Below are 25,702 nucleotides of genomic sequence, written 5' to 3' on the forward strand. Positions count from 1 at the left end.
CTTATTACAGGAATTAAAGAAAAAAGATCTCATTGCCGTTATTAAAAAGAGAATTTTGGAGAATTTGATCTATATTGGAGAGTCAGCAGGTGCAATTATTGCATCAGAAAACATAGATTATATTCAACTTTTAGACGATAGAAATAAAGCATCAGCATTAGAGGAATATTCAGGATTAAATTTAGTAAATTTTTATATATTGCCACATTACGAAGAATTTCCATTTGTCGAGAGTACGAAGAATACGATGCAAAGCTATGCTGAACAGTTAAATCTACTTCCTATTAATAATCATCAAGCTATAATTTTCAACGATGAAAAATATGCTATTTATGAAGAAGTGTGATGGGATTAAGGAACACTATGTTAAACATGAAAAATATCAACTGGCAAAAAGTCAATAATTTACTACCCGTTATTGTTCAACATGCAAAAACCTGTGAAGTGCTAATGCTCGGTTATATGAACCCTGAAGCCTTAGAAAAAACACTCGCAGAAAAAAGAGTCACTTTCTATTCCCGTACAAAACAGCGGCTATGGACGAAAGGTGAAACTTCAGGCAATTTTCTTAACGTGGTGGATATGAGCCTTGATTGTGATAATGACAGCCTGTTAATTCTTGCTGATCCGATAGGGGAAACTTGTCATACAGGGGAAGAAAGCTGTTTTCACCAATTTAGCTCATCTAGCGAACCCGCTTGGATTTTTTTCAGCAAATTGGAACGTTTGATCGCTAGCCGTAAAGGGGCGGATCCGCAGAGTTCCTACACCGCCGAACTTTATGCAAAAGGCACAAAACGGATCGCACAGAAAGTTGGCGAGGAAGGAGTGGAAACTGCTCTTGCCGCCACGGTAAAAGATCGCGAGGAAACGATTTGCGAGGCAGCGGATCTGGCTTATCATCTTACGGTGTTATTGCAAGATGCCAATTTAGCTTGGGAAGATGTGATTAGTAAATTGAAAGAGCGTCATACCGGATAATTTTCGCATTGTAAGGCTAGCTTTTAAGAATAGGTGCTTTTTGGTTATTATTCGCTAATTAGCACATTTTTTGCTATAATCCTGCCCAATTTTCATTTACAAAAATAGAGATTAATTATGTCAGAAACTACCACGACCGATAACTATGGTGCATCCAGCATTAAAGTATTAAAAGGGCTTGATGCCGTCCGTAAACGCCCAGGGATGTATATCGGTGATACCGATGATGGCACCGGTTTGCATCATATGGTGTTTGAAGTGGTAGATAATGCTATTGATGAAGCCTTAGCGGGCTACTGCTCTGATATTATCGTGACGATTCATGATGATAATTCCGTTTCTGTACAAGATGACGGACGCGGTATTCCTGTGGATATCCATCCGGAAGAAGGCGTTTCTGCGGCGGAAGTCATTATGACCGTGTTGCATGCAGGTGGTAAATTTGATGATAACTCTTATAAAGTATCCGGTGGTTTGCACGGTGTGGGGGTATCTGTCGTTAATGCTTTATCGGATAAATTACAACTCACTATCCGCCGTCAAGGTCATGTTCATGAACAGTTTTATCATTTAGGCGAACCGCAAACGCCACTGACGATTATCGGCGATACAGAGGCAACCGGAACAAGCGTGCGTTTTTGGCCGAGTCCTGATATTTTTGCGATCACCACCTTTGATTACAAAATTCTGGCAAAACGCTTACGTGAACTTTCATTTTTGAATTCCGGCGTATCCATTCGTTTGGTAGATAAACGTGATGGTACGGAAGATCATTTCCACTACGAAGGTGGGATTCAGGCTTTCGTTGAATATTTAAACAAAAATAAAAACCCGATTCATCCAAAACCTTTTTACTTCACTGCAGAAAAAGACGGCATTGGTGTGGAAGTGGCGTTACAATGGAATGATGGCGTGAATGAAAACGTCTATTGTTTTACCAATAATATTCCGCAGCGTGACGGTGGTACGCACTTAGCCGGTTTCCGTGGTGCATTGACCCGTAGCCTGAACAGCTATATGGAAAATGAAGGTTTGTTGAAAAAAGAAAAAGTTTCCACTTCCGGTGATGATGCGCGTGAAGGTTTAGTGGCGATTATTTCTGTGAAAGTGCCTGACCCAAAATTTTCTTCACAAACAAAAGATAAATTGGTTTCCTCCGAAGTGAAAAGTGCGGTGGAATCGGCAATGAATGAGAAAATGCAGGAATATCTATTGGAAAATCCTGCTGATGCAAAAATCATTGTTAATCAAATTATTATGGCAGCTCGTGCCCGTGAAGCAGCACGTAAGGCCCGTGAAATGACACGCCGTAAAGGAGCGTTGGATATTGCCGGGCTACCGGGTAAACTTGCGGACTGCCAAGAAAAAGACCCTGCGCTTTCAGAACTTTACCTAGTGGAGGGGGATTCCGCAGGCGGTTCGGCGAAAGTAGGGCGTGATCGTAAGACTCAAGCCATTTTGCCATTAAAAGGGAAAATTCTAAACGTTGAAAAAGCCCGTTTTGACAAAATGCTTTCTTCTCAAGAAGTAGGAACGTTAATTACTGCATTGGGTTGTGGTATCGGGCGTGATGAATATAACCCGGATAAATTACGTTATCATCACATCATCATTATGACCGATGCGGATGTGGATGGATCACATATTCGTACCCTTTTACTCACTTTTTTCTATCGCCAAATGCCGGAGCTTATTGAGCGTGGTTATGTGTATATTGCCCAACCCCCGCTTTATAAAGTGAAAAAAGGCAAACAAGAGCGTTATATTAAAGATGCGGATGAAATGGAGCAATATGAATTAACCCTTGCTCTTGATGGTGCAGCGTTGCATATCAGCGAAAATGCACCGGCAATGAATGCTCTTGCATTTGAAAAATTGGTGTCAGAATACAATAGTGTACAAAAATTGATTGTGCGTTTAAGCCGTCATTATCCAACCCCTTTATTGCAAGGATTGATTTATCAACCGTCACTTACCGTTGATATGATGCGTGAAGAAAGTGCGGTCGAAAATTGGGGAAAATCTTTTGTTCAATTACTTGAAGAAAAAGAAACGGAAGCCCATCAGTATGCGATGCGTACTCAATTTAATGCTGAACGTCAGGTTTATGAAGCGATTATTACTGTTCGTAAACACGGTATAGATAACGATTACTTTATTAACTTTGATTTTGTGAGCGGTAATGAATATGCGAAAATTGTTTCACTCAATAATCAATTAAATAGCTTGTTAGAGGATGGAGCCTATGTTGCTCGTGGTGAAAAAGTACAGCCGGTACGCACCTTTGAACAAGCCGTAGAATGGTTAGTGAAAGAATCTCGCAAAGGTTTGGAAGTTCAACGCTACAAAGGATTAGGTGAAATGAACGCTGATCAGCTTTGGGAAACGACGATGGATCCAAATGCGCGCCGTATGCTGAAAGTGTCGATTAAAGATGCCGTAGCGGCTGATCAACTCTTTACAACCCTAATGGGCGATGAAGTAGAACCGCGTCGTGAGTTTATCGAATTGAATGCATTAAGAGCAAATCTCGATATTTAATCAAAAAAGCAGAAAAAAATGACCGCACTTTTACTTTCATAAAGTGCGGTTTTTTTTTTGATAAAGATCACAAAATAAAAATTATTCTCAATATCGTTGTTTTTTTCTTTGGTTTTCTTTTTTATAATTCGGCTTACTTTTTACCTAAGGAAATCAATATGAAAAAGAATAAATTACTGATAACAGCTTACAGCCTGTTGCCTATAGGCATTATTTTATCAAATATTAATGTTGCAAATGCAGAAGAAAAATTAGATGAAATTAATGTTCAAGCTGAACTGGTTTCAACCCGTCAAACCCAATCCTCAGTAATTCACAAAAATGCAGAAACCATTCAAAAAGAGTTGATTCGCGATACTCGAGATTTAGTTCGTTATACCTCCGATGTTGGTATCAGTGATAACGGTCGTTTTTTGAAAGGTTTTTCTATTCGAGGTGTTGAAGGGAACCGAGTTGGTATAAGCATTGATGGTATTAATTTACCGGATAGCGAAGAAAATTCTTTATATGCCCGTTATGGCAACTTTAATAGTTCACGTTTATCGATTGATTCCGAATTAGTTCGTGAGATTGACATCGTTAGAGGCGCAGATGCGTTTAACTCAGGAAGCGGTGCGTTAGGTGGCGTTGTGGCTTATCGTACACTTGAAGCAATTGATATAGTTAAGCCTGGCAAAAAATTTGGTGCGCTATTACGTGGTGGCTATGCTGGAAAAAATAGTGAATGGGTTCGTACCTTTGGCATAGGTTATGTTGGTGATAAGTTTGATGCATTACTTATGTATTCCCAACGTACGGGTCATGAAATGAAAAGTAATGGTGATGGGGATTTATATTACCACAGTGAAAGTCAGCACCCCGATCCGTCAACACATCGTTTTCATAGTTATTTAGCGAAATTAGGTTATCAAATTAATGATCATCACCGGATTGCCTTTGCTATAAACGGTCAAAAGGGCAATCGTTATACGGATGAACGTAGTTACACGCTTTATGGCGGAGCTTGGCGCGAAGCCGATGACCAAAATAAACGCTACAATGTTAACCTAAATTATACCTATGTACCCGAATCAAGTTGGTTATCTTTTGCGAAACTGGATTTGGATTATCAAAAAACGAATCTTGCGGCGGTTAATTACAAAGGCGGCACTAACAGATTGACGCAAGAGAAAGAACTTGATGAAATTTTTGACAGAAGAATGAAAACCGAGTTTAAACGTGCAAATCTAGAATTTGAAAGTATGCCGTTTAATTTATTGGGAGAGCATACATTCTCGTTAAAAAGCTATATGAGCGAACGTGAATTTAAAAATATTAACCACGATAGAATCGGTATTGGGAAAAATTATGAAAGTGATGATTGGTACACGATTCAACGTCCGGTTAAAACAAAAATGTATGGCATTTCTTTAAAAGATCACATTGTATGGAACCCTATTTTTTCTACTGATTCGGGTATTCGTTATGACTATGCCAAATTAAAACCTAAAGCCCTTAATGCACAATGTTCTAAAGCTTGTTTGGAAGGTGGAGAACTAAACCCAAGTAGTTTTGCGAATTGGAGCGGTTTTATTGGATTAAATGCCCAGGTTACGGAAACATGGAAACTAGGTTATCAGCTTTCTACCGGTTATCGTATTCCAACGGCATCGGAAATGTATTTCACCTTTCAAAATGCTTATGGTTCTTGGCGGGCAAATCCGGATTTAAAATCAGAACGTAGCGTTAGCCATACCATTTTTGCGCAATACCGTAGTGATGTGGGATTATTTGATATCAGTGTTTATCAGTCCCGCTATCACAATTTCCTATTTGAACAAGAAAGTGTTATTACCTCTTATTCTTATGGGAAAAAATTTCAGAGTTTGGAACAACAAATGGTTAATGTTGATCGCGCGCGAGTGAGTGGCATTGAAATAAAAACCCACTTAAATTTAGATCAAGTTGCTTCATTTATTCCAAAAGGATTTAAATTTTATGGTTCATTAGGTTATAGCAAAGGTAAACTTTCAAACGGAACCGATTTACTCTCTATCCAACCAATAAAAACCGTATTTGGGTTAGATTATGAAGATCCGAACGGGAAATGGGGAATCTTTAGCCGTTTCACTTATTTAGGCGGTAAAAAAGCAAAAGAGGCAAAAACGATTCAAAATAATCGATATTGTGTTCGAGAAGAATTTGATTATTGGTTCGGCACTTCTATCTGTAAAGAGCATGATTTTAAACAAGAAATTGTGACTTACAAATATCTCAATAAATCCGCTTTTATTACCGATTTATTCGGTTATTACAACCCAACGGATAGCATTACGTTGCGTGCGGGCGTTTATAACCTATTTAATAAAAAATACCACACTTGGGATGCGTTACGGGGAATTAATGCGCATAGCACAACAAATGCTGTTGATCGTAACGGTTATGGGCTTCAACGTTTCTACGCACCGGGCAGAAACTTTGCTGCTTCCGTTGAGATTCGTTTCTAGTATTTTTTAAATCGTTATACCGAAAGTACGCATTTTATTAGACGTACTTGTTTTCGTTTTAGGAGTAATCGTTATGATGATAGATAAACGCCTGATTAATACTGTGGCGGAGAGCAAAAAATGGATTGCCGTTACCGTTCTTTGGAACTGGCTTGCTTTGGTTGGAGGGATTGTCACGGCGGTAGTATTTTCATATATCCTACAGGCCTCATTTTTAGGCGATCTTCGCATAGCAAGTGCGGTTGGTTTAGGCGCAATTTTGTTGGCTGCACTTGCTCTGCGAGTATTTGCCGGTAAAAAATCCGTACAGGCATCTTATTTTGCCAGCACAAGGGTAAAACATGAATTACGCAGTTTGATTTATCGTAAACTGGCGGGAATGCCGCTGAATCAAGTCAATCAACAATCTACTTCGAGTATTATTCAGGTTGCCTCAGAAGGTGTGGAGCAATTAGAAATCTATTTTGGGCGTTATTTACCCCAGTTATTTTATAGCTTGCTTGCCCCCCTCACCTTATTCTTTTTCTTGGTTTTTTTTAATGCACCGACTGCGTTAATTTTGTTGGTATGCGTACCGCTTATCCCAATGTCTATTATTGCTGTGAATAAAATCGCCAAAAAACTCTTGGCGAAATATTGGGCGATCTATGTCGGGCTGGGAAGTAGTTTTTTAGATAATTTACAGGGTTTGATTACACTAAAAATCTATCAAGATGACGGCTATAAAGCCAAACAAATGGATGCGGAAGCGGAACAATTTCGCACTATCACAATGAAAGTGCTGACAATGCAGCTCAATTCCGTTTCATTAATGGATTTACTCGCCTATGGTGGCGCAGCAGTCGGGATTTTAACCGCACTTTTGCAATATCAAGACAATCAAATTAGTATTTTGGGGGTGATTTTATTTATTTTGCTCGCCTCTGAATTTTTTATTCCCTTGCGTTTATTGGGTTCTTTTTTCCATGTAGCAATGAACGGTAAAGCCGCGTCCGATAAGATTTTTACTTTGCTTGATACGCCGGTAGAAATACAAAAAAGTGCGGTCGGTTTTGCTGCAAAAAATAATGTGCAAGTAGAAATACAGGATTTACATTTTGCCTATTCCGAGGAAAAACCAGCGATTCAAGGTTTGAATTTAATGATTCCGGCAAATCAACTCACGGTTTTTGTCGGTAAAAGCGGTTGCGGAAAATCTACGCTAGTATCTTTATTAATGGGATTTTACAAGCCGCAGAAAGGTGAGATTTTATTTAATGGACAAAATGTCGTTGAAATTAACCGCACTTCTTTTTACGAAAAGGTTTCACTGGTTAGCCATAGCAGCTATGTGTTTAAAGGTTCTTTGCGTGAAAATATGCAAATGGCAAAAACCGATACCTCTGATGAGCAAATTTATCAATGTTTGGAACAAGTCAATTTAGCCGACTTCGTGCGTGAAAATGGCGGTTTGGATATGCCTTTATTAAGCCGGGGGGCAAATTTATCCGGCGGTCAAATTCAGCGTTTAGCCTTGGCTAGAGCGTTGTTGCATAATGCGAATTTTTATATTTTTGACGAAGCCACCAGTAATATTGATGTAGAAAGCGAAGAGGTGATCTTGAAATTTATCCGACAATTTAAACAACACAAAACTATTGTGATGATTTCTCATCGCCTTGCTAACGCGGTGAATGCAGATAATATTTATGTGTTGGATAAAGGCAGATTGATTGAACAAGGGACTCACACCGAATTAATGGCAGAAAATGGCGCCTATGCGGAAATGTTCGAACAACAAAAATCTTTAGAGCAAATTAGGGAGGTGGCAAATGCGTAAAAACGGATTTTTAGTGATGTGGCAATTACTCCGCTTGGTCAAACCGCTTGCCCATATTATGCTGTTTACCATTACGATGGGAACGATCGGCTTTCTAAGTGCGATTTTTATTATGGTGCTGGGTGCAATGGGGTTGGTTCATTTACTTGGTTTTAATGGGCATTTAAATTTAACCCAAATTCTGACCGCACTTATCACACTTGCTGTTGCCCGTGGAATATTACGTTATTTGGAACAAATGTCCGGTCATTATATTGCCTTTAAATTACTGGCATTATTACGTGATAAAGTCTTTTCCGCTTTACGCCGTCTGGCATTTGTTAAATTGCAAGATAAACAAGCCGGTCAGCTTGTATCTTTGATCACAAATGATATTGAGCTGCTTGAAGTATTCTACGCTCACACCATTGCACCGATTATGATTGCATTTTTTACCTCTGCTATTTTAGTGGCGGTCTTTGCTCATTTTTCCCTATGGTTTGCCTTAATAGCACTTGCAGCATATCTTTGTATTGGCGTGGTTTTACCGATCATCACGACTAAATTAGCCCGTGAGGACGGCAGACTATATCGCGAACTGGTGGGGGAAATGAATGATTTTTTCCTAGATAGCATTCGTGGCATGAAAGAAATTCAGCTTTTTGGTTATGCCAAAAAACGTTTAGACGACATCCAACAACGCAGTCAATCCATCGATCAGGCGTTCCGTAAAATTAAAGATCAAGAGGGTAAAGTGAGGGTTTATACGGAAATTGCGGTTTCCGTGTTCAATATCATTATTTTATTTACCGGTCTGATTTTATTTTATTTAGAGGAAATAGACTTTGCCGGTTTCTTGGTGGGCGTCATTTTGCTGATGTCGAGTTACGGCCCAGTTATTGCTTTGAGTAATCTTTCCAGTAATTTATTACAAACGTTGGCATCCGGTGAGCGGGTATTGAGTTTGTTGGCGGAACAGCCGGTATTAAAAGAGGTAGAAAGTGCGGTCAATTTAGACAATGTTTCTGAAATTCGCGTAGAAAACCTGAGTTTTACTTATGGTGACGAACCAATTCTCTCGGACATTAATTTGCAGTTACAGAAAGGACACATTTTAGGTATTCATGGCAGAAGCGGTAGCGGAAAAAGCACGTTATTAAAGCTTTTAATGCGTTTTTACGATCCGCAACAAGGAAAAATTTGCATTAACGGCACATCGCTTGCCGATATTAATACGGCGAGTCTGCGTGATAATATGGCGTATATTACCCAACAAACCTATATCTTTAATGACACGATTGAAGAAAATATTCGCCTTGCGCATCGTTCCGCGACGCAAGAACAAATCATTGAAGCCGCTAAACAGGCGTCAATTCACGATTTCATTATGAGTTTACCGGAAGGTTATCAAACCAAAATGACGGAGTTAGGCGGTAATCTTTCTGATGGAGAAAAACAACGCATTGGTATTGCCCGTGCTTTTTTACACAATGCCCCAATCATTTTACTGGACGAGCCAACGAGTAATTTGGATAGTTTAAACGAAGCAATTATTTTACAATCGTTGCGCAACGTTAAGGCGGATAAACTTATTATTCTTGTCAGCCATCGCCAATCTACGATGGCAATTTGCGATCAGGTTATTCGAATAGAAAGCGGACGGATGTCGTAAAAAAAGTGCGGTTGAAAATGACCGCACTTTTTTATTGCTAAATTAACCTCTAAAGTGAGGCAGATAATTAAACATCACTAAAAAATGGGCGATAGCAACAAATACACCGAATAAAGCCGTGAAAATAATTAACCCGTTCCCTCCGCCAACACGAAATCCTGCCGTATGGTGGCGTTTTCTTGATTTGTAAACCAAAAGTGCCGGAATAATGCAAGTCCAAATCGTTGCTACCGCACCGGCATAACCAATGGCTTTCAAGAAGCCCAATGGAAATAGGATCGACATAATGAGAGGTGGCAAGAAGGTAACTATCCAAGATTTTGAGCGTCCACTTTTGCTATCGTCAAATTTGAAGAAATCAGCAAGATAATCAAATACGCCTAACCCTACGCCAATAAAGGAAGATAAGATCGCGGCTATGGAAAACGCATTGATCATTTGTTTAACCGTATTTGATTCAATGACATTACCGAGAGTATTCAGTAATACATCTAAATTTCCGCCACTCTCCAGAATAGGCGCAAATTGATCACGCGGAAGATTGCCAAAAATCACAAAAACCCAAATGAGATAAAGTGTCAGGGCAATTCCTGTTCCTCCTAAAATGGCATATTTTGCTTTCCGTTCTTCTCCGTAATACGCCCGCATACTACAAACGGAGTGATGATAACCAAAGGAAGTTAAGGCAACCGGAAACATCCCAATCGCATATTTGGCATAGTCGTTCTCTTTTCCGCCAATATCAAAAAGATTATCAAAAGAAATATTGACGGCTAAACCAGAGATACTAATAACAAAAGTGAGCCCCATAAAGACAATAAGCAATACGGAAATGCGATCTACAATACGGGTGGAATGCCAGACAAAATACGAAAAGATTAATACGAATACAGTCGAACAAATGGCTAATCCGAAAGAACCTAAGTTAATCCATGGTTTAATTAAGTTTTCTATGATGCCGCCGGAAGCAGTGGTATAAGCATAAAGTAAGATCCCTCCTACGAAATAGACGGCAAGATTATTAATCGCATTAATGGTGGAACCCAGCATATCTTTCGTGACGGTACTAAATGATGCTCTTAAATCATAGGTGGAGTAGGCTTCAAGCAATAACCAGCCTGATAATGTCATGAGTATCATCGTTAAACAAATTGCGACAGCAGACCATATTGTCCATGCGCCTGCACCCGAGGTTGGTAATCCAAGCATTCCGGCACCCACGCAAACGCTGGCAATAATACAGGAACCACCGAAAATGGAAGGTTGTTTTTTCATATTGAATCCTTATCAATAACAATGTATTGAAATAGGTCTTTGATAAAAAATGCAGCTCAAAATGAACTGCATTTTCTAGGATAATTTTTTTATGATTCCACTTCTTTCAATCGTGCGGTGAAATGACGTAAAACTTTCGGCTCATAAGTAAAGGTTAATCCTTTAATATTTGCTGCGTTTTCTTTCACCTTTTGGAAGGCTTCAATAATGAAATCCATGTGGGTTTGGGTGTAGGTCGCACGCGGAATCGTAAGGCGTAATAACTCAGCAGGACAAGGCAACTGTTGCCCAGTTTTTGGATCTCTTCCTAATAAAAACGAACCAATTTCGACCGCTCTTATGCCGGCAACTTTATAAAGTTCACAAGAAAGGGCTTGGGCAGGGAATTGCTCTGGGGGAATATGCGGTAATAATTTACCGGCATCAACAAAAGCGGCGTGCCCGCCGGGTTGTTGGCAGGCTACCCCAATGCGTTCAAGTCCTGCAACCAAATATTCAATTTGTGCGATACGATAAGCTAACCATTCTTGCCGCATTCCGTCACGTAAACCGATTGCTAAACGTTCCATGGCTCCGCCTTCTAAACCGCCATAAGTCGGAAAGCCTTCTTGTGCAACGCAAAGGGTGCGACATTCATGATAAACCTCTTCCATGGATTGATCTTTGAAGGCTAAAATCCCCCCCATTGGCACCATTGCGTCTTTTTTGGCAGACATTGCCAAACAATCGGCGTAGCGATAGCTTTCGTAAGTGATTTGTTCGATAGTCCAATCTTGATAAGCGGCTTCACGCTGTTGAATAAAATAAGCGTTTTCGGCGAAACGGGCAGAGTCCATAATCACCGGAATATCGTATTTCCGTGCAATCTCATACATCGCTTTTAAGTTGGCGATAGAAACCGGTTGCCCTCCTGCGGAGTTACAAGTAATAGTACAGACAATATAAGGCACATTATTCGCACCGACTTCTTGAATACCTTGTTCCAATTTTTCTAAATCAAAATTACCTTTGAACGGATATTTTACTGAAGTATCAAAGGCTTCTTTGATATACACATTACGCACCGTTGCGCCGTTAATTTGGCTATGACCTTGTGTGGTATCAAAGAAATAATTGGAAAATACCACCATTTTGCGGCGATCTAAGCCTTTTTCACGCTCACGTTTGGCAATTAATACGGGAATATAAATTTGTTCCGCTCCACGACCTTGGTGGGTCGGAATGGTGTATTCATAGCCAAAAATTTCTTTCACGGCATTTGCCAATGCATAATAACTACGGCTGCCGCTGTAAGCTTCGTCACCGCGCAGCATGGCCGCCTGCATATCCTGTGTCACCGCACCGGTACCGCTATCAGTTAAAAGATCAATAAAAACATCTTTACTATCTAATAAAAACGGGTTCATTCCGGATTTTAATATTGCCTCTTCACGGTATTCTCGGGTAGTTCTTTTCACCGGCTCAATAACACGAATGCGGAAAGGTTCGGGTAAATGTTTAAAATTTTCCATAGCAAAATCCTCAAAAATTAATTTGATTAAGTTAAGTAAAAATTATTTTCTAAAATGAAAATAGAACGGTAGTAAATAGAAAAAGAAAGGAGGGCGGACTATGGAAAATAGAACGATAATCTTGGATCGATAAGTACCCAAGTTTGGTTCGGTGAAAGTAAGTTAAGCATATTAAAATCCTTTATAGAAAAATAGAAACTTAATACTACTAACGGCTTACTTCTGACTGCGAAGTTAGATCAGAATAATACAAAAATAAAATCTGTCATCTGTTATTTTCTTAATTTGTGAAGCTTGTCACATAATATTTGTAATGAAAAATTTTAAATAATTTTGCTTTGATCATTTATCTTTTTTATAGATTTTCGTAATTGTAGAGTCGGGCTTAGGGTTAATGTTTGATAAGGCTCCTTTGGGTTTTTTATCCGTTGCAGTAATAATTCTACGGCGAGTTTGCCTAATTCGGCTTTGGGTTGACTGATGGTTGAAAGAGGAGGGAAAAGATATTGAGAAAGTTCAATATCATCATAACCAATGACGGAAATGTCCTGTGGAATGTTTAAACCTTGTTGCTGAATGATGTGGTATGCTCCCATAGCAATGGTATCGCTACAACAAAACACTGAAGTTGGGCGTTTGGTGGTAGCGAGTAATTTTTGCATTCCAATACTTCCCCCTTCAAAATCAAAATGGCTTTCAATGATCCAATCATCATTCAATGGGATTTCGGCTTCCGACAAGGCTTTTTTGTACCCTTCTAAGCGGTTTTTCGCCACTGATTTTTTAAGATTGCCTGTAATAATGCCAATGTCTTTATGTCCGGCTTCAATTAATGTTTTTGTTGCCAAATAGCCACCAAGTATTGAGTTTTCAAGGATTTTATCGGCATTAAGCTCTTTGAACCACCAATCCATAATCACTAAAGGTACAGAAATCGTCAATTCCGTATCCGCATTAAAACGGCTGTCGCCACACATCAATAATAAGCCGTCCACCTGTTTATGAAGTAGTGTCCGTAAATTTTGCTGTAATCGTCCGGCATCGCCTCCGGTGGTGGCAATAATGAGATTATATTGATGTTGTTGGCAATATTGTTCTACGCCTGCCATGACTTCGGCAAAGAAAGGATTATTGGTTGCGGTAACAAGCAAGCCAATGGTTTTGGTTTCACGTACTTTCAGACTGCGAGCCACGGCAGATGGGGTGTAATTAAGTTCGGTGACTACGTTCATCACTTTTTCCCGAATTTCATCACTGACAAATCGAGAACCGTTAATAACATGAGAAACCGTCGAAGTCGAAACCTTTGCCAATCGCGCAATATCTTTCATCGTTGCCATAAAACACCCGTATTTTTAACCGCACTTTTTAAGCATTTGCCAGAAATTCTAAGGTTTCTTGACGGCTTGGAATAGAGGGTTGTGCGCCTTTGCGTGTTACGCTAAGTGCCGCAGCGGCTTGTCCGAAATGAATCGCTTCATCAAGGGATTGCCCTTCCAATAAGGCGGTAATGAAACCACCGTTGAAGGTATCGCCCGCCGCCGTGGTATCCACCGCTTGCACGGAAAAACCTTTGATAATGCGATGTTCCCCCTCTCTGCTGATAAATACGCCTTTTGCGCCGAGCGTAATGATCACGCAGCCGATACTTTTTTCGTGAAAAACACGTGCAGCATTGACCGCACTTTGCTCGTCTGTTACTCGTACACCGGTAAGAATTTCTGCTTCAGTTTCATTTGGTGTGATGATGTCGATTAAGCCCAATAAGTGATCGGATAACGGTTGGGCAGGTGCAGGGTTTAACACCACTTGTACGTTATGTTTTTTCGCGATTTGTGCGGCAAGTTCTACACCGGAAATCGGGGTTTCCAATTGCATCAGTAAACAATCTGATTGGGCAATCCGTTCTTCAGCGTTACATACGATTTGTTCGTCTAAAAACGCATTTGCACCAGGGGCTAACACAATGCTGTTTTCGCCGGTTTGAGCCACTTGAATAAACGCCATTCCGGTCATTTCTTGCGAAACCGTGTTGATATGGGCAGTATCAATGCCGTCCTGAGTAAACGCATTTTTCATCGCCGTACCTATACCATCGTTTCCAATGCAACCAATAAATGCCACGTTAGCCCCCAAACGTGCTGCTGCAACGGCTTGATTTGCCCCTTTACCACCGTAGGCGATGTGATAATTTTTACCCGTCAAGGTTTCACCGGGTTTGGCAAAATAAGGGACGGAAATAACATGATCGGCGTTGATGCTGCCGAGAACAGTCAGTTTTTTCATTGTTGATCTCTAATCCGTTGGGGCATTTTCCCCATCAGTTGTAACATATTGATTTTATTGTAGGCGGATAAGTGTCCGCCTACAAATGATTATTCGGTAATGACTTTCAAATCAACCGGAATTTGTGCTTCTACTTTCTCACCTTTTAACACTTTATCTGCTGTTACCACACCAAGCGAACCGATTAAATCAGGCTGTTGCGCCACGGTTGCCGCCAATTTTCCGCTTTTCACGGCTTTTATTGCATCATCAGTGCCGTCAAACCCCACCACCAGTACATTTTTATTGGCAGCTTTAATGGCTCGCAATGCACCCAACGCCATTTCATCATTTTGTGCAAAAATCGCTTGCACCTCCGCTTTGCTGGCAAGTAGGTTTTCAGTGACGTTCAAACCTTTTGTGCGATCGAAGTCCGCAGGTTGGCTGGCAAGTACATCGAATTTATGTGCTTGAACCGCGAGTTTAAAGCCTTCGCCACGTTCGCGCGCAGCAGATGTACCAGCAATACCTTCAAGTTGAATAACTTTTGCGCCGTCACCTAATTTTTGTGCGATAAAATCCCCTGCCGTTTTACCCCCAGCGACATTATCGGAGGCAATATGACTGATGACTTTACCTTTCGCCGCACCACGGTCTAGCGTAATGACAGGAATATTATTACGGTTGGCAATAGCGACGGCATTGCTCACCGCTTCGGAATCGGTCGGATTAATCAAAAGCACTTTTGCGCCGCGAACGGTTAAATCTTCTACGTTGGCTAATTCTTTTGCCGGGTCATTTTGTGAATCAAGCACCACAAGTTTATAACCTAATTCATCCGCTTTTTTCTGTGCGCTATCTTTTAAGGTCACAAAAAACGGATTATCCAAGGTAGATACCGCTAAGGCGATGGTATCCTGTGCGTAAGCCGTGCCGGAAACGGCTAACCCGAATAATACGGCGGAACTAAGTGCGGTCAATTTTTTCATAATTTCTCCTTAAAGTAAGTTACAGTTTTTTTGTACCAAGATAGTTATCGGCTAAAACGGCAACCAGAATAACCAACGCTTTTGCTATCATTTGATAGTAAGATGAAATGTCTAATAAATTCAGGGCATTATTTAAAAATCCGATAATCAATGCACCAATCAGTGTTCCCATTACACGACCTTTACCGCCCATTAAACTGGTTCCTCCCACAACAACTGCCGCAATCGCATCAAGCTCATAGGATACGCCGGCGGTGGGTTGTGCGGAAGATAAACGGGAAGTGACGATTAAACCGGCGAGGGCGGATAAAAAACCGCTCACAGCGAAAACAAACACTTTGATTTTATTGACATTAATACCGGAAAGTTGAGTAGCAGATTCGTTACCGCCAAGGGCATAAATATAGCGCCCAATCGGGGTGTGTTTCAAAATATACCAAGCCACCGCGAACACCACCGCCATCATCCAAATCGGCACCGGAATTCCCAACAGATAACCTGTACCAAGAGTGGCAAATACATCGGCACTGTCAGAAAATCCCGTTGTAATCGGGCGACCGTCCGTATAAACCATGGTTACGCCGCGTAATAACGTCATGGTAACAAGGGTGGCAATAAAGGCTTGCACTTTTCCTTTGGCGACGATCATTCCACTGATACCGCCAAGCATTGTGCCGAGTAACAAGGTTGCCGGAATGACCAGTAAAATCGGTAGTTCAAGGCTGACCATTGAAGCGGCAATGGCGCCGGTGAGTGCTAAAACCGATCCCACAGAAAGATCAATCCCGGCAATTAAAATCACAAACGTCATTCCCACGGCGATGATGGCATTCACAGAGGTTTGACGCAAAATATTCAGAATATTATCTATACTGAAAAAATTCGGATTAATCATCGACACAATGGCAATGAGAATAATCAGTGCAATAAAAGAACGTTGTTCAATCAAAAATTTTCCAAATTGGAAACGGGAAGTTTGGGTTGTCATCATGTTTACCTTAAAAATTTATCCGTAAAATCGACCGCACTTTTGAAACCGACTTTAAGTCTATTTGCCAATGGCGGCGGCGAGTAATTTTTCTTGTGTTGCCTCTCCACGAGAAAATTCTGCACTGATTTTGCCTTCGTGCATAACCAAAATGCGGTCGCTCATACCAAGCACTTCCGGCATATCGGATGAAATCATCAAAATACTCAAACCGTCTTTTTTAAATTCGTTGATCAGTTGATAAATTTCTTTTCGTGCGCCCACATCCACACCGCGTGTCGGTTCGTCTAAAATCAATACGTTTGGGCGGGTCATTAAACCGCGCGCAATCGCTACTTTTTGCTGATTGCCGCCGGAAAGCAACCCTACCTGTTGCTCACGACTTGGGGTTTTAATGTTAAACATCTCAATAAAATCATCCACCGCCATTTTTTCCGCTTGATGGTGAATTGAGCCTTTTTGAGAAAAGTGCTCCAGTGCGGTAAGCGACATATTTTCTTTTACAGACATCCCTAAAATTAGTCCGTCGCCTTTGCGATCTTCAGAAATATAGACAATGCCGTTGTTCAAGCCGTCTTGTGGCGTGCGATTTTCAATCTCTTGATTTTTTAACCGCACTTTTCCTGCAGTTTTCGGTAAAGCACCGTAAAGTAATTTGCCAAGTTCTGTTCTGCCCGCCCCCATTAAGCCGGATACGCCCACAATTTCGCCGGCATAAAGTTTAAAAGAAACATCATCAATACCGCTGCCACTGATATGTTCGACATTCAATACACAGTCGCCTTTTTCTTGTGGCAGGTGCGGATATTGTTCATCAAGGCGGCGACCCACCATCATTTCAATCAACTCATCTTCAGTCAGATCTGCTACTACCTGTTCACCGATGAATTGCCCATCACGTAAAACGGTAACGTCGTCGCAAATTTGAAAGATTTCTTTTAAACGGTGGGAAATATAAACAATGCCGTGTTTTTCCGCTTTAAGCTCATCAATGACCTTGAATAAAGCCTCTGTTTCTGTATCGGTTAATGCGTCCGTCGGTTCATCCATAATGATAACCTTAGATTCAAAACTTAACGCTTTGGCGATTTCCACCATTTGCTGTTCGCCAATGGAAAGTTCGGAACATAATTTTTTGCTGCTATGTGTTACGCCTAGACGTGCCAAAAGTTTATCGGCTTCTTGGTACATTTTGGGCCAGTTGATCGCTCCCCACTGTGTTTTAAATTCACGACCTAAAAAGATATTTTCTGCAATAGTTAAATTGCCGATTAAGTTTAATTCTTGGTGGATGATGCTAATTCCCGCTTCCTGAGAGGCTTTTGGCCCTTTGAAGAGAGCTTCTTTACCAAGATATTCAATGGTTCCGGCATCCTTGGAATAAATACCGGTTAGCACCTTCATTAAGGTGGATTTTCCCGCACCGTTTTCCCCCATTAATGCCATCACTCTACCGGCATATACCGATAAACAGGCATTGCTCAAAGCTTTCACTCCGGGGAAGGATTTATCTACGCCACTGATTTTGAGTAAGGTTTCCATCGTTTCACCTTTTATTAAAATGGTACGCCGGAATACAAAATAACATTGGCATAAGGTGAACATTCACCGCTACGCACAATAGCTTTGCTATTTTGGGAATGCTGTTTAAATGTTTCATGTGGCACAAATTCCAGTTGAATTTTATTGCCTTGATTAGCTTCAAGTTGGTTAAAGCGTGACAAAAGTGCGGTCAAAATATGAGGATTTTTAGTTTTGATTTCTTCGGCAATCACAGCACGTTCCACAAACATTTCATTGATTACAACATCTAAGGTTTGTAAAAAACTTGGCACACCGGCAGTGAGCGCAAGATCAATGCGTTCTACTTGGACAGGAATGGGTAATCCGGCATCACAAATAGTAATGCTATCGGTATGACCTAATGTAGCAATACAATGGGAAAGTGGTGCGTTGAGTAATGTTGTTTTTTTCATCGAAAAATCCTTTTTAGCTTTATCGAAACGTTTCGATGAATAAATGATAGAGAGAAAAAGTAAAAAAACAATCACCAAATTTAAAATTTGAGACAGCGATCACAGAATTTTTATGCCAGAATCACAAAGATTTAAATAAATTATTATGAATAATTATTGAATATATATTCAATTTTATTTAATATGTATGCACTTCAAGAGCCAAAGAAGCAAACACAGGAGACAACAATGAAGAAACAACTTTTACTCGGTATTTTTATAGGTGCGGTGAGTGTTACTACCAATGCGGAGGAATTAACGTTCGGCACAGAACCAAGTTATCCCCCGTTTGAAGTAACAACGGAAAAAGGTGAGTTGATTGGGTTTGATATTGATATTGCACAGGCGATTTGCAAAGAAATTCAAGCCACTTGCCATTTTAAAACTATGGCGTTTGATTCGTTAATTCCTAGTTTGAAAGCAAAACGCTTTGATGCGGCGATGTCAGCGATTGATATTACGCCTGCCCGTGAAAAACAGGTTTTATTCAGTGAGCCTTATTATGATAGTTCCGCAAGCTATATTGCATTGAAAGGCAAAGGAAATTTGGCGACGGCGAAAAATATTGGCGTGCAAAATGGTTCGACTTTCCAACAATATACCGTTGCTGAAACCCCTCAATATTCACCGAAATCTTATGTGAATTTGCAAGATGCAATTTTGGATTTGCAAAATGGGAGGATTGATATTGTGTTGAGTGATACGGCATTGTTGGCAGATATAATGAAGAAAGAGCCAAATATTGAATTTGTCGGAGAAAAAGTGACAAATGAAAAATATTTTGGTCGTGGTGTTGGGATTGCTTTACACAAATCCAATAAAGCCTTACAAGAACGTTTAAACCAAGGTTTGAAAACCATTAAGGAAAATGGCGAATATCAAAAAATTTATGATAAGTGGATGACAAAATAATCAATAAAACTGATAAAAAATTGACCGCACTTTGAGTATTCAAGTGCGGTTTTTTTATTAAAAAAACCTGAAATTTTTTTAAAACCCAGTATAATGATAATTGTTATCAATAATAAAAAGGTTGTTTTATGAAAAAAGTAAATAAAAAAACGAAAATTGCAACATTGGTCACACTTTGCTGTGCCTATCCAACGGTATTTGCACAAGAGCAGGCTGTTGAAAAACTGGATGAAATCGTTGTGGCAGATACAGAGATCAGCGATGCATTAGTCAATACTCATCTTTATCGCCAACAAATTTTCTTAAAACAATCTCGTGATGTTAAGGATTTGTTTAAGGATAAAATGGATGTGAATGTAAGCCAATTACAAGGTACACGTTCCGGTGGGGAAGGTGTGAATATTCGTGGTTTACAGGCTAATCGTGTAGCCAGTACGGTTGATGGGATTCCGCTTCCGGAAGCACAAGAAAGCAAACACTTTATCTCTTACGGTGTGGAATTTGGGCGTACCGATTATATTGATGTAAGTGGCTTACGCAGCGCCGATGTTCAATATGCCGGCTCAGCAAATAGCCTTTCCGGCAGTGTTAATTTTGCTACTCTTGAGCCGCTAGATTTATTAAAAAGTAAAAATGTAGGCGGTTTTGTCGGAACAGGTTATAACAGCGTAGATAATTCCGTTTATGGTTCTATCGGTGCGGCGGTGAAAGCGGGTGATTATCAGGGAATGGTGATGACAACGTATCGAAATGGAGATCAGACCAAAAATAAAGGGAGTAATGCCGGAACCGGTGCAAATCGTACAGAACCGAATCCGGCTGATATTCACAATAACTATGTGTTGACCAAGCATTATTATCAACTCAATGAACAAAATCGCTTAGGTTTTACTTTCGAGCATCAACGTAAAAAAATCAACACCAATTTGTTAAGTCTTACTGATACCAATATTGATGCAAGAACCGGTGTGCAAACTCAAGGTAATGCGGTGGACCTTATAAAACGTAGCCGTTTTTCTATCAGCCACGATTATAATAACGAACATGGTTGGTTACAAAATGCGAAAACCCAAATTTACTATCAAGATGCCTCAACCGAGAACGCACGTTATCGTCTAGGCACGAGAAATTACCGTCAAGAACAGTCAGAAGTGAAACATAAAAGCTATGGAATCACGAGTAATTTAATGACTTATATTGATGGTAATATTCCGCAAGTATTGCGTTATGGATTCAGTTATCACCATACCAAAGGCACGAATTATCTGCATTATGAACGCCCAGCTTACGGTAATTCCAGACAGGCTTATTTTGATGGCAAACCGACTTCGGACACCAAACAAGATAAATTTAGCGCCTATTTTGAAGACGAAATTGCCTTTGGTAAATTGGTGGTTACGCCACAGGTGGGATTTGTTCACTACCGAGTGAAGCCAACCTCTAATGATAGCGTTATTGCAGAATTTCGACCGGAGAAACGTTCTGAAACCAAATTCGCCCCTAAATTAAGTATTGAATATCGCGCCACCCTGGAATTTATTCCTTATGTGCAATATTCTCGCGGTGTGAGAACCCCATCACCACAACAATTAACCTCGTATTTCTTTGAAAGCGTGAATTATTTTATCCCGAGACTTGGTCCTCAAACCGCAAATGTTGCTGTGGTGGGTAATCCGAATTTAAGTTCAGAAACGGCGGATAATTTTGAAATTGGATTTAAAGGAAAAAGCAGTACCTTACAATATTTAGTGACCGGTTATTACAATCGTTATCATAACTTTATTGATTGGGTAGCAAAACCAGCAACAGGTTACACCCGCTTTATTCAATACGATAATTTGGATAAAGCCAAAGTTTACGGAGTCACGGCGGATGCTAAATGGAATTTTTATGACGATTTCTATACAACGGCGGGGATTTCCTATTCACGTGGCAAAGCGACTAATAATGGAGTAGTAACGCCAATCAACAGTATTCAGCCGCTCAAAACCAAATTTGGCATGGGTTATGAAGGCGAAAAATTCGGTGCGAATATCCAATGGACTTATAGTCGTGGTAAATCTGATAAAGATATTGAGCAATCTTCCTCTTATCTCTATAACCCAACCGGTGGTTATTCATTATTTGATTTAGGGATTTATTGGAAACCGAACGGAAATCTCACTTTTACGGCTAATGTGAATAACCTGTTTGACAAAAAATATTGGAATTGGAACGATATTTCTTATCTTGCTTTGTTAAGTAAAGCAACACAAGATCAAGGTCGCCCGGTTGGTAGTATCCCGCTTGCTATCACATCGGCAAATGCCGATCGTTACAGTGCGCCGGGGCGTAACTTTAACATTGGTGTTCGTTACGAATTCTAAATGAAAACAAAACAGACCGCACTTTGTGTAAAAGTGCGGTTTCTTTTTTATTTAATCCAATCAATATTGTCTTCATTAATAACAGAAGCAATAAAAAAGCCCACGCTAATGTGGGCAAATGGAGTAAGAAAATTTTATTCTTTAACTGACCGACGAAGATCAAATTTATAAGAGACAAAGCCGTATAATGTCCAACCGATAAAGGTAGCGATTGAACCATATAACATGGCTTGTTCACCAGCTGCGTAAAGGGCATATATGCTGTACAACGAGCCGATGAATGCCACAAACACGGTTGTTTTATATTTTCGTGTCGGAACATTTTCCGCTTTTAACAGAACAGCTAATGCTGCCATGGAAAGCAAGTATGGAATGACATTAGTTACCACGGCTAAATCAACCAATACATTAAATTGTTTATTTAATGATGGACTGGTGGTTAATAAAGATAATAGGGTTTGAATTGCTGTAATGGTTATCATACCGATAATTGGCGCATCTTTGCTTGTGACTTTTTTGAAAAATGCCGGAAAGTATCCTTCTTCTGCGGAAGATTTAAATACTTGTGCAATGGTGAATTGCCAGCCTAATAAAGAACCGAAACAAGACATAACCATTAAGCCCATAATGACTTTACCGACGGTTTCATTAAACATATGGGCAAATGCTAATCCGAATGGTGCAGTAGATTGTGCTAAATCCATATTTGGTACAATACCGGCAATCACGTTGGTTGAGACAATATAGATTACCGCTGCACCAATTGTTCCGCCTAATACGGCAATAGGTACATTTTTTTCCGGGTTTTCAACGGCATCGGAATTCGCACAAGCTGATTCTAAACCTAAGAATGCCCATAAGGTCATAGAAATGGAGACACCAATAGCTTCAAAGGTTGGGACATTGTGAGGGTTCCAAGAGTTTATATATAGTGAACCATCAAACCAGTACCAACCGACGATACAAATACCAACAACCGGAATGATTACTCCCCAAATCGTGAATGAACTAATATTTCCTGTGATTCTTGCGCCACCAAAGTTAAGGACAGTGGCAAGCCACAAGGTAAAAATTGTCCATAATGCAATGGATAACGGTGAAAGTGTTGCCCCTAATAGTTCAGAGCCGTAACCTACCGCAGAAATTGCAATTGCCGTGTTGGCGATAACTAAAGAGATACCATAGGTGTAATTTGCCATGAAATTCCCCGCCTTACCGAAAGAATATTCGGCATAGCCACCCATACCGCCGGATTTTTTACTGAACATTCCACATTGTGCAAATGCGTAAGCAAGAGCGGTTGAACCGACAGCGGTAACTAACCAAGATACGATAGAAATAGTGCCAATTTCTGCCAGTTTTGTTGGTAGCATAATAATACCGGAGCCCATCATGTTTACCATAGTGAGAATAGTAAGTTGCACCACGCCAATTTTATTACTTTTTGTACTCATAATTTATTCCTCAAGTGCGGTCAATATTCTCATTGAAAAATGACCGCACTTTTTTAGCGATTAATGTTCATTTAATACATAACCATACGCACGAGTCCGTCCGTCAGGATCTTTTTGTAGATAGACCCCTTGGATTTCCGGTGCGAAGCCCGGCAAGGTATTAATGCCTTCTTCTAGCGCTAAGAAATATTGTTGAGCAGTTGTACTCCATCTTTCTCCCGGTACGACGCATAAGACACCCGGAGGGTAAGGAAGCGCCCCTTCTGCTGCAATTCTGCCTACAATGTCGGTGAGTGAAATTAATTCCACATTGTTGCGAATTAACTCAATATTGGCATCGTGAGGATTCATCGCATATTCAGGCAAGGTAGCTTTACGGAATAAGTCTTTTTGTAATTGTTTTACATTGCGGCTGACATAGAGATCATGCATTTCTTGGCATAATTGACGAATGGTATAACCTCTGTATCGTTCCTCATTATTTTTGTAAACGGTTGGTAATACGTCTTGTAATAACGAATCTTGTTTGATATGTTTTTCAAACAATGCGATTTGGGCGACTAAGGTTTGCATTTTTGTTAAGGTTTCAGCAGGCGTTAACAAAAATAGGATGGAGTTCAAATCGCATTTTTCAGGAATGATACCGTTTTCACGTAAGTAGTTTGCTAGGATTGTGGCTGGAATACCGAAAGATTCATATTCACCGCTTTCTAAGCTAATACCCGGTGTGGTGAGCAAGAATTTGCAAGGATCAACGAAGTATTGTTCATCTTCATAACCTTCAAATTTGTGCCATGTATCGGTTGGATGGAATTTGAAGAACTCAAGGTTTGTAGCGATTTCTTCAGTATCGTAATCTTGCCATTTTTTGCCTTTTATCGTAGTTGGAATAAACGGACGAATCAGTTCACAATGATTTAAGACTAATTTACGTGCTTCGATCCCTACTTTTACACAATCATGCCATAAACGGCGACCTGCTGCGCTACCTTGAATTTTTGCATTCACATCAAGTGTTGCGAATAATGGATAGAATGGGCTGGTAGAAGCATGCAACATAAAGGCATTATTAAAGCGTTTGTGATTAACATAACGACTTTGACCTTTAATATGTTTGTCTTTTTTGTGGATTTGGGAGGCTTGTGAGAAACCTGCTTGTTGTTTATGAACGGATTGCGTCACGATAATGCCGGGATCATTTTCATTAAGTTCTAACAAGAGAGGAGAACAATCTTTCATCATTGGAATGAATTGTTCGTAACCTACCCAAGCGGAGTCAAATAAAATATAGTCGCAAAGATGACCAATTTTATCTACCACTTGACGTGCGTTATAGATCGTGCCGTCATAAGTACCTAATTGAATAACGGCTAAACGGAACGGACGTTGTTTATCCGCACTTTCTGGCGCGACTTCTTTAATTAAGCCTCTTAAGTAGCTTTCCTCAAAGCAGTGACTATCAATACCACCGATAAACCCGAACGGATTACGTGCAGTTTCAAGATAAATAGGGGTTGCACCTGCTTGAACCAATGCTCCGTGATGGTTGGATTTATGGTTGTTTCGGTCAAATAAAACAAGATCACCCGGTGCCAGAATGGCATTTAATGCCACTTTATTGGCAGAAGATGTGCCGTTTAATACGAAGTAAGTTTTATCGGCATTAAACACTTGTGCTGCGTGTTTTTGTGCATCACAAGCTGCCCCTTCGTGAATAAGTAAATCACCTAGTTTTACATCGGCATTACAAATGTCCGAACGGAAAATGTTCTCTCCGTAGAAATCATAAAGGAAACGACCTGCCGGATGTTTACGGTAATATTGACCGCCTTGATGTCCTGGACAGTCAAAGGCAATATTCCCCATTTCCACATATTCGCTAAGCATTTTGAAGAATGGAGGAAGCATTTTTTCTTCATAAAGTTTAGCCGCAGTTTCAATTTGACGACTATAAAGCTGAATATCATAACCATTGAGATCTTGGATATGGTAAACAGAGTCATAAAATTCGGGTGAAAGTGGTTGCTCGGCTGTTTGCACAACAAAAACAGGAATATTAAATTCGGTTTCTTTGATGGAATCAATAAATTGATCTACATCAGAGGAACTTAATACGATAGCAGCAACATCAGTAAAATCAGTTTGTTTGATTTCCACCATATCTCTTTGGGTTAAGAAATATTGAGTAACTGCCGGGCTATATGCAATTTTTAATTTAGGCATAATTAACTCCTTATTTATATTTTTGAAATAAAAAGGCTTCTTACATTATAAAAATAATGTATGCTTTATTTTTTAAATAATAAGAATGTATGTCGCTAATTAATAAATATTAGCGATTTAATCTTATTTATTTAAAATAGGGTTTGTTTGCTTTAAATTAAAAATAATGACAAATTTATTGTGTCATATTTATTTTTAAAGCTAAGCGCTCTCTGAATAGCGGACA

At 40.0% G+C, this 25,702-nt stretch carries 19 protein-coding genes; 8 read left to right on the forward strand and 11 right to left on the reverse strand.

Going from position 1 to position 25,702, the window contains the following annotated elements; genetic code table 11:
• From BKK47_RS09030 to cydC, 6 genes are all read left to right on the forward strand, one after another.
• A partial coding sequence (locus BKK47_RS09030; RefSeq protein ID WP_158074761.1) for a Type 1 glutamine amidotransferase-like domain-containing protein occupies positions 1 to 346 on the forward strand: 346 nt, incomplete at its 5' end.
• A gap of 17 nt (positions 347 to 363) precedes the next feature.
• Entirely contained in the window at positions 364 to 981 is a 618-nt protein-coding gene (gene hisIE / locus BKK47_RS09035) for a bifunctional phosphoribosyl-AMP cyclohydrolase/phosphoribosyl-ATP diphosphatase HisIE (protein WP_077494527.1), read from the forward strand.
• A 117-nt stretch (positions 982 to 1,098) separates the two neighbouring features.
• Positions 1,099 to 3,522: a DNA topoisomerase (ATP-hydrolyzing) subunit B gene (gene gyrB, locus BKK47_RS09040; protein ID WP_077494528.1), complete on the forward strand. Its 2,424-nt coding sequence runs from the start codon at positions 1,099 to 1,101 to the stop codon at positions 3,520 to 3,522.
• A gap of 158 nt (positions 3,523 to 3,680) precedes the next feature.
• Positions 3,681 to 6,008, forward strand: coding sequence for a TonB-dependent hemoglobin/transferrin/lactoferrin family receptor (locus BKK47_RS09045; RefSeq protein WP_077494529.1), 2,328 nt, complete (start codon positions 3,681 to 3,683; stop codon positions 6,006 to 6,008).
• A gap of 73 nt (positions 6,009 to 6,081) precedes the next feature.
• On the forward strand, positions 6,082 to 7,827 hold the full coding sequence (locus tag BKK47_RS09050) for an ABC transporter ATP-binding protein/permease (protein WP_077494530.1): 1,746 nt from the start codon (positions 6,082 to 6,084) through the stop codon (positions 7,825 to 7,827).
• Positions 7,820 to 9,478, forward strand: coding sequence for a thiol reductant ABC exporter subunit CydC (gene cydC, locus BKK47_RS09055; RefSeq protein WP_077494531.1), 1,659 nt, complete (start codon positions 7,820 to 7,822; stop codon positions 9,476 to 9,478). The genes BKK47_RS09050 and cydC overlap by 8 nt, the downstream gene beginning before the upstream one ends.
• A gap of 42 nt (positions 9,479 to 9,520) precedes the next feature.
• Here the strand turns inward: cydC and BKK47_RS09060 are convergent, their stop codons facing one another.
• The 9 genes from BKK47_RS09060 to rbsD form a co-directional block, all read right to left on the reverse strand.
• Positions 9,521 to 10,753 (reverse strand): aromatic amino acid transporter, encoded by a 1,233-nt coding sequence (locus tag BKK47_RS09060; protein ID WP_077494532.1) that lies wholly within the window; start codon positions 10,751 to 10,753, stop codon positions 9,521 to 9,523.
• Positions 10,754 to 10,842: 89 nt separating this feature from the next.
• Positions 10,843 to 12,264 (reverse strand): tryptophanase, encoded by a 1,422-nt coding sequence (gene tnaA / locus BKK47_RS09065; protein ID WP_077494533.1) that lies wholly within the window; start codon positions 12,262 to 12,264, stop codon positions 10,843 to 10,845.
• A 98-nt stretch (positions 12,265 to 12,362) separates the two neighbouring features.
• On the reverse strand, positions 12,363 to 12,434 hold the full coding sequence (gene tnaC, locus BKK47_RS12860) for a tryptophanase leader peptide (protein WP_077434851.1): 72 nt from the start codon (positions 12,432 to 12,434) through the stop codon (positions 12,363 to 12,365).
• A 153-nt stretch (positions 12,435 to 12,587) separates the two neighbouring features.
• Complete coding sequence (locus tag BKK47_RS09075; protein WP_077494534.1) at positions 12,588 to 13,604, reverse strand: substrate-binding domain-containing protein; 1,017 nt, start codon at positions 13,602 to 13,604, stop codon at positions 12,588 to 12,590.
• A 28-nt stretch (positions 13,605 to 13,632) separates the two neighbouring features.
• Positions 13,633 to 14,550, reverse strand: coding sequence for a ribokinase (gene rbsK / locus BKK47_RS09080; RefSeq protein ID WP_077494535.1), 918 nt, complete (start codon positions 14,548 to 14,550; stop codon positions 13,633 to 13,635).
• 89 nt (positions 14,551 to 14,639) lie between these two features.
• A complete protein-coding gene (rbsB, locus tag BKK47_RS09085; RefSeq protein ID WP_077494536.1) occupies positions 14,640 to 15,518 on the reverse strand; it encodes a ribose ABC transporter substrate-binding protein RbsB in 879 nt (292 codons plus the stop codon).
• 19 nt (positions 15,519 to 15,537) lie between these two features.
• Positions 15,538 to 16,506, reverse strand: a complete 969-nt coding sequence (gene rbsC / locus BKK47_RS09090; protein ID WP_077494537.1) for a ribose ABC transporter permease — start codon at positions 16,504 to 16,506, stop codon at positions 15,538 to 15,540.
• A gap of 60 nt (positions 16,507 to 16,566) precedes the next feature.
• Positions 16,567 to 18,048: a ribose ABC transporter ATP-binding protein RbsA gene (gene rbsA, locus BKK47_RS09095; RefSeq protein WP_077494538.1), complete on the reverse strand. Its 1,482-nt coding sequence runs from the start codon at positions 18,046 to 18,048 to the stop codon at positions 16,567 to 16,569.
• Positions 18,049 to 18,062: 14 nt separating this feature from the next.
• Positions 18,063 to 18,482 (reverse strand): D-ribose pyranase, encoded by a 420-nt coding sequence (gene rbsD, locus BKK47_RS09100; RefSeq protein WP_077494539.1) that lies wholly within the window; start codon positions 18,480 to 18,482, stop codon positions 18,063 to 18,065.
• Positions 18,483 to 18,710: 228 nt separating this feature from the next.
• On the opposite strand from rbsD, the gene BKK47_RS09105 reads away from it, so the two are divergent.
• Together BKK47_RS09105 and BKK47_RS09110 are read left to right on the forward strand one after the other, a co-directional pair.
• On the forward strand, positions 18,711 to 19,433 hold the full coding sequence (locus BKK47_RS09105; protein WP_077494540.1) for a lysine/arginine/ornithine ABC transporter substrate-binding protein: 723 nt from the start codon (positions 18,711 to 18,713) through the stop codon (positions 19,431 to 19,433).
• Between the two features lie 128 nt (positions 19,434 to 19,561).
• A complete protein-coding gene (locus tag BKK47_RS09110) occupies positions 19,562 to 21,799 on the forward strand; it encodes a TonB-dependent hemoglobin/transferrin/lactoferrin family receptor (RefSeq protein WP_077494541.1) in 2,238 nt (745 codons plus the stop codon).
• A gap of 134 nt (positions 21,800 to 21,933) precedes the next feature.
• Here the strand turns inward: BKK47_RS09110 and potE are convergent, their stop codons facing one another.
• Positions 21,934 to 23,253: a putrescine-ornithine antiporter gene (potE, locus tag BKK47_RS09115; RefSeq protein ID WP_077494542.1), complete on the reverse strand. Its 1,320-nt coding sequence runs from the start codon at positions 23,251 to 23,253 to the stop codon at positions 21,934 to 21,936.
• Between the two features lie 60 nt (positions 23,254 to 23,313).
• Positions 23,314 to 25,476 (reverse strand): ornithine decarboxylase SpeF, encoded by a 2,163-nt coding sequence (speF, locus tag BKK47_RS09120; protein WP_077494543.1) that lies wholly within the window; start codon positions 25,474 to 25,476, stop codon positions 23,314 to 23,316.
• Positions 25,477 to 25,702: the final 226 nt, after the last annotated feature.

Source organism: Rodentibacter mrazii, assembly GCF_001998825.1.
Classification (GTDB): domain Bacteria; phylum Pseudomonadota; class Gammaproteobacteria; order Enterobacterales; family Pasteurellaceae; genus Rodentibacter; species Rodentibacter mrazii.

Excerpts from the sequence above, each read along its gene's own strand:
- hisIE (WP_077494527.1), top strand. The coding sequence starts at position 364 with ATGTTAAACATGAAAAATATCAACTGGCAAAAAGTCAATAATTTACTA.
- gyrB (WP_077494528.1), top strand. The coding sequence starts at position 1,099 with ATGTCAGAAACTACCACGACCGATAACTATGGTGCATCCAGCATTAAA.
- rbsA (WP_077494538.1), bottom strand. The coding sequence starts at position 18,048 with ATGGAAACCTTACTCAAAATCAGTGGCGTAGATAAATCCTTCCCCGGA.
- BKK47_RS09110 (WP_077494541.1), top strand. The coding sequence starts at position 19,562 with ATGAAAAAAGTAAATAAAAAAACGAAAATTGCAACATTGGTCACACTT.
- BKK47_RS09045 (WP_077494529.1), top strand. The coding sequence starts at position 3,681 with ATGAAAAAGAATAAATTACTGATAACAGCTTACAGCCTGTTGCCTATA.
- rbsK (WP_077494535.1), bottom strand. The coding sequence starts at position 14,550 with ATGAAAAAACTGACTGTTCTCGGCAGCATCAACGCCGATCATGTTATT.
- rbsD (WP_077494539.1), bottom strand. The coding sequence starts at position 18,482 with ATGAAAAAAACAACATTACTCAACGCACCACTTTCCCATTGTATTGCT.
- cydC (WP_077494531.1), top strand. The coding sequence starts at position 7,820 with ATGCGTAAAAACGGATTTTTAGTGATGTGGCAATTACTCCGCTTGGTC.
- tnaA (WP_077494533.1), bottom strand. The coding sequence starts at position 12,264 with ATGGAAAATTTTAAACATTTACCCGAACCTTTCCGCATTCGTGTTATT.
- BKK47_RS09105 (WP_077494540.1), top strand. The coding sequence starts at position 18,711 with ATGAAGAAACAACTTTTACTCGGTATTTTTATAGGTGCGGTGAGTGTT.
- potE (WP_077494542.1), bottom strand. The coding sequence starts at position 23,253 with ATGAGTACAAAAAGTAATAAAATTGGCGTGGTGCAACTTACTATTCTC.
- BKK47_RS09050 (WP_077494530.1), top strand. The coding sequence starts at position 6,082 with ATGATGATAGATAAACGCCTGATTAATACTGTGGCGGAGAGCAAAAAA.
- BKK47_RS09075 (WP_077494534.1), bottom strand. The coding sequence starts at position 13,604 with ATGGCAACGATGAAAGATATTGCGCGATTGGCAAAGGTTTCGACTTCG.
- speF (WP_077494543.1), bottom strand. The coding sequence starts at position 25,476 with ATGCCTAAATTAAAAATTGCATATAGCCCGGCAGTTACTCAATATTTC.
- rbsC (WP_077494537.1), bottom strand. The coding sequence starts at position 16,506 with ATGACAACCCAAACTTCCCGTTTCCAATTTGGAAAATTTTTGATTGAA.
- rbsB (WP_077494536.1), bottom strand. The coding sequence starts at position 15,518 with ATGAAAAAATTGACCGCACTTAGTTCCGCCGTATTATTCGGGTTAGCC.
- BKK47_RS09060 (WP_077494532.1), bottom strand. The coding sequence starts at position 10,753 with ATGAAAAAACAACCTTCCATTTTCGGTGGTTCCTGTATTATTGCCAGC.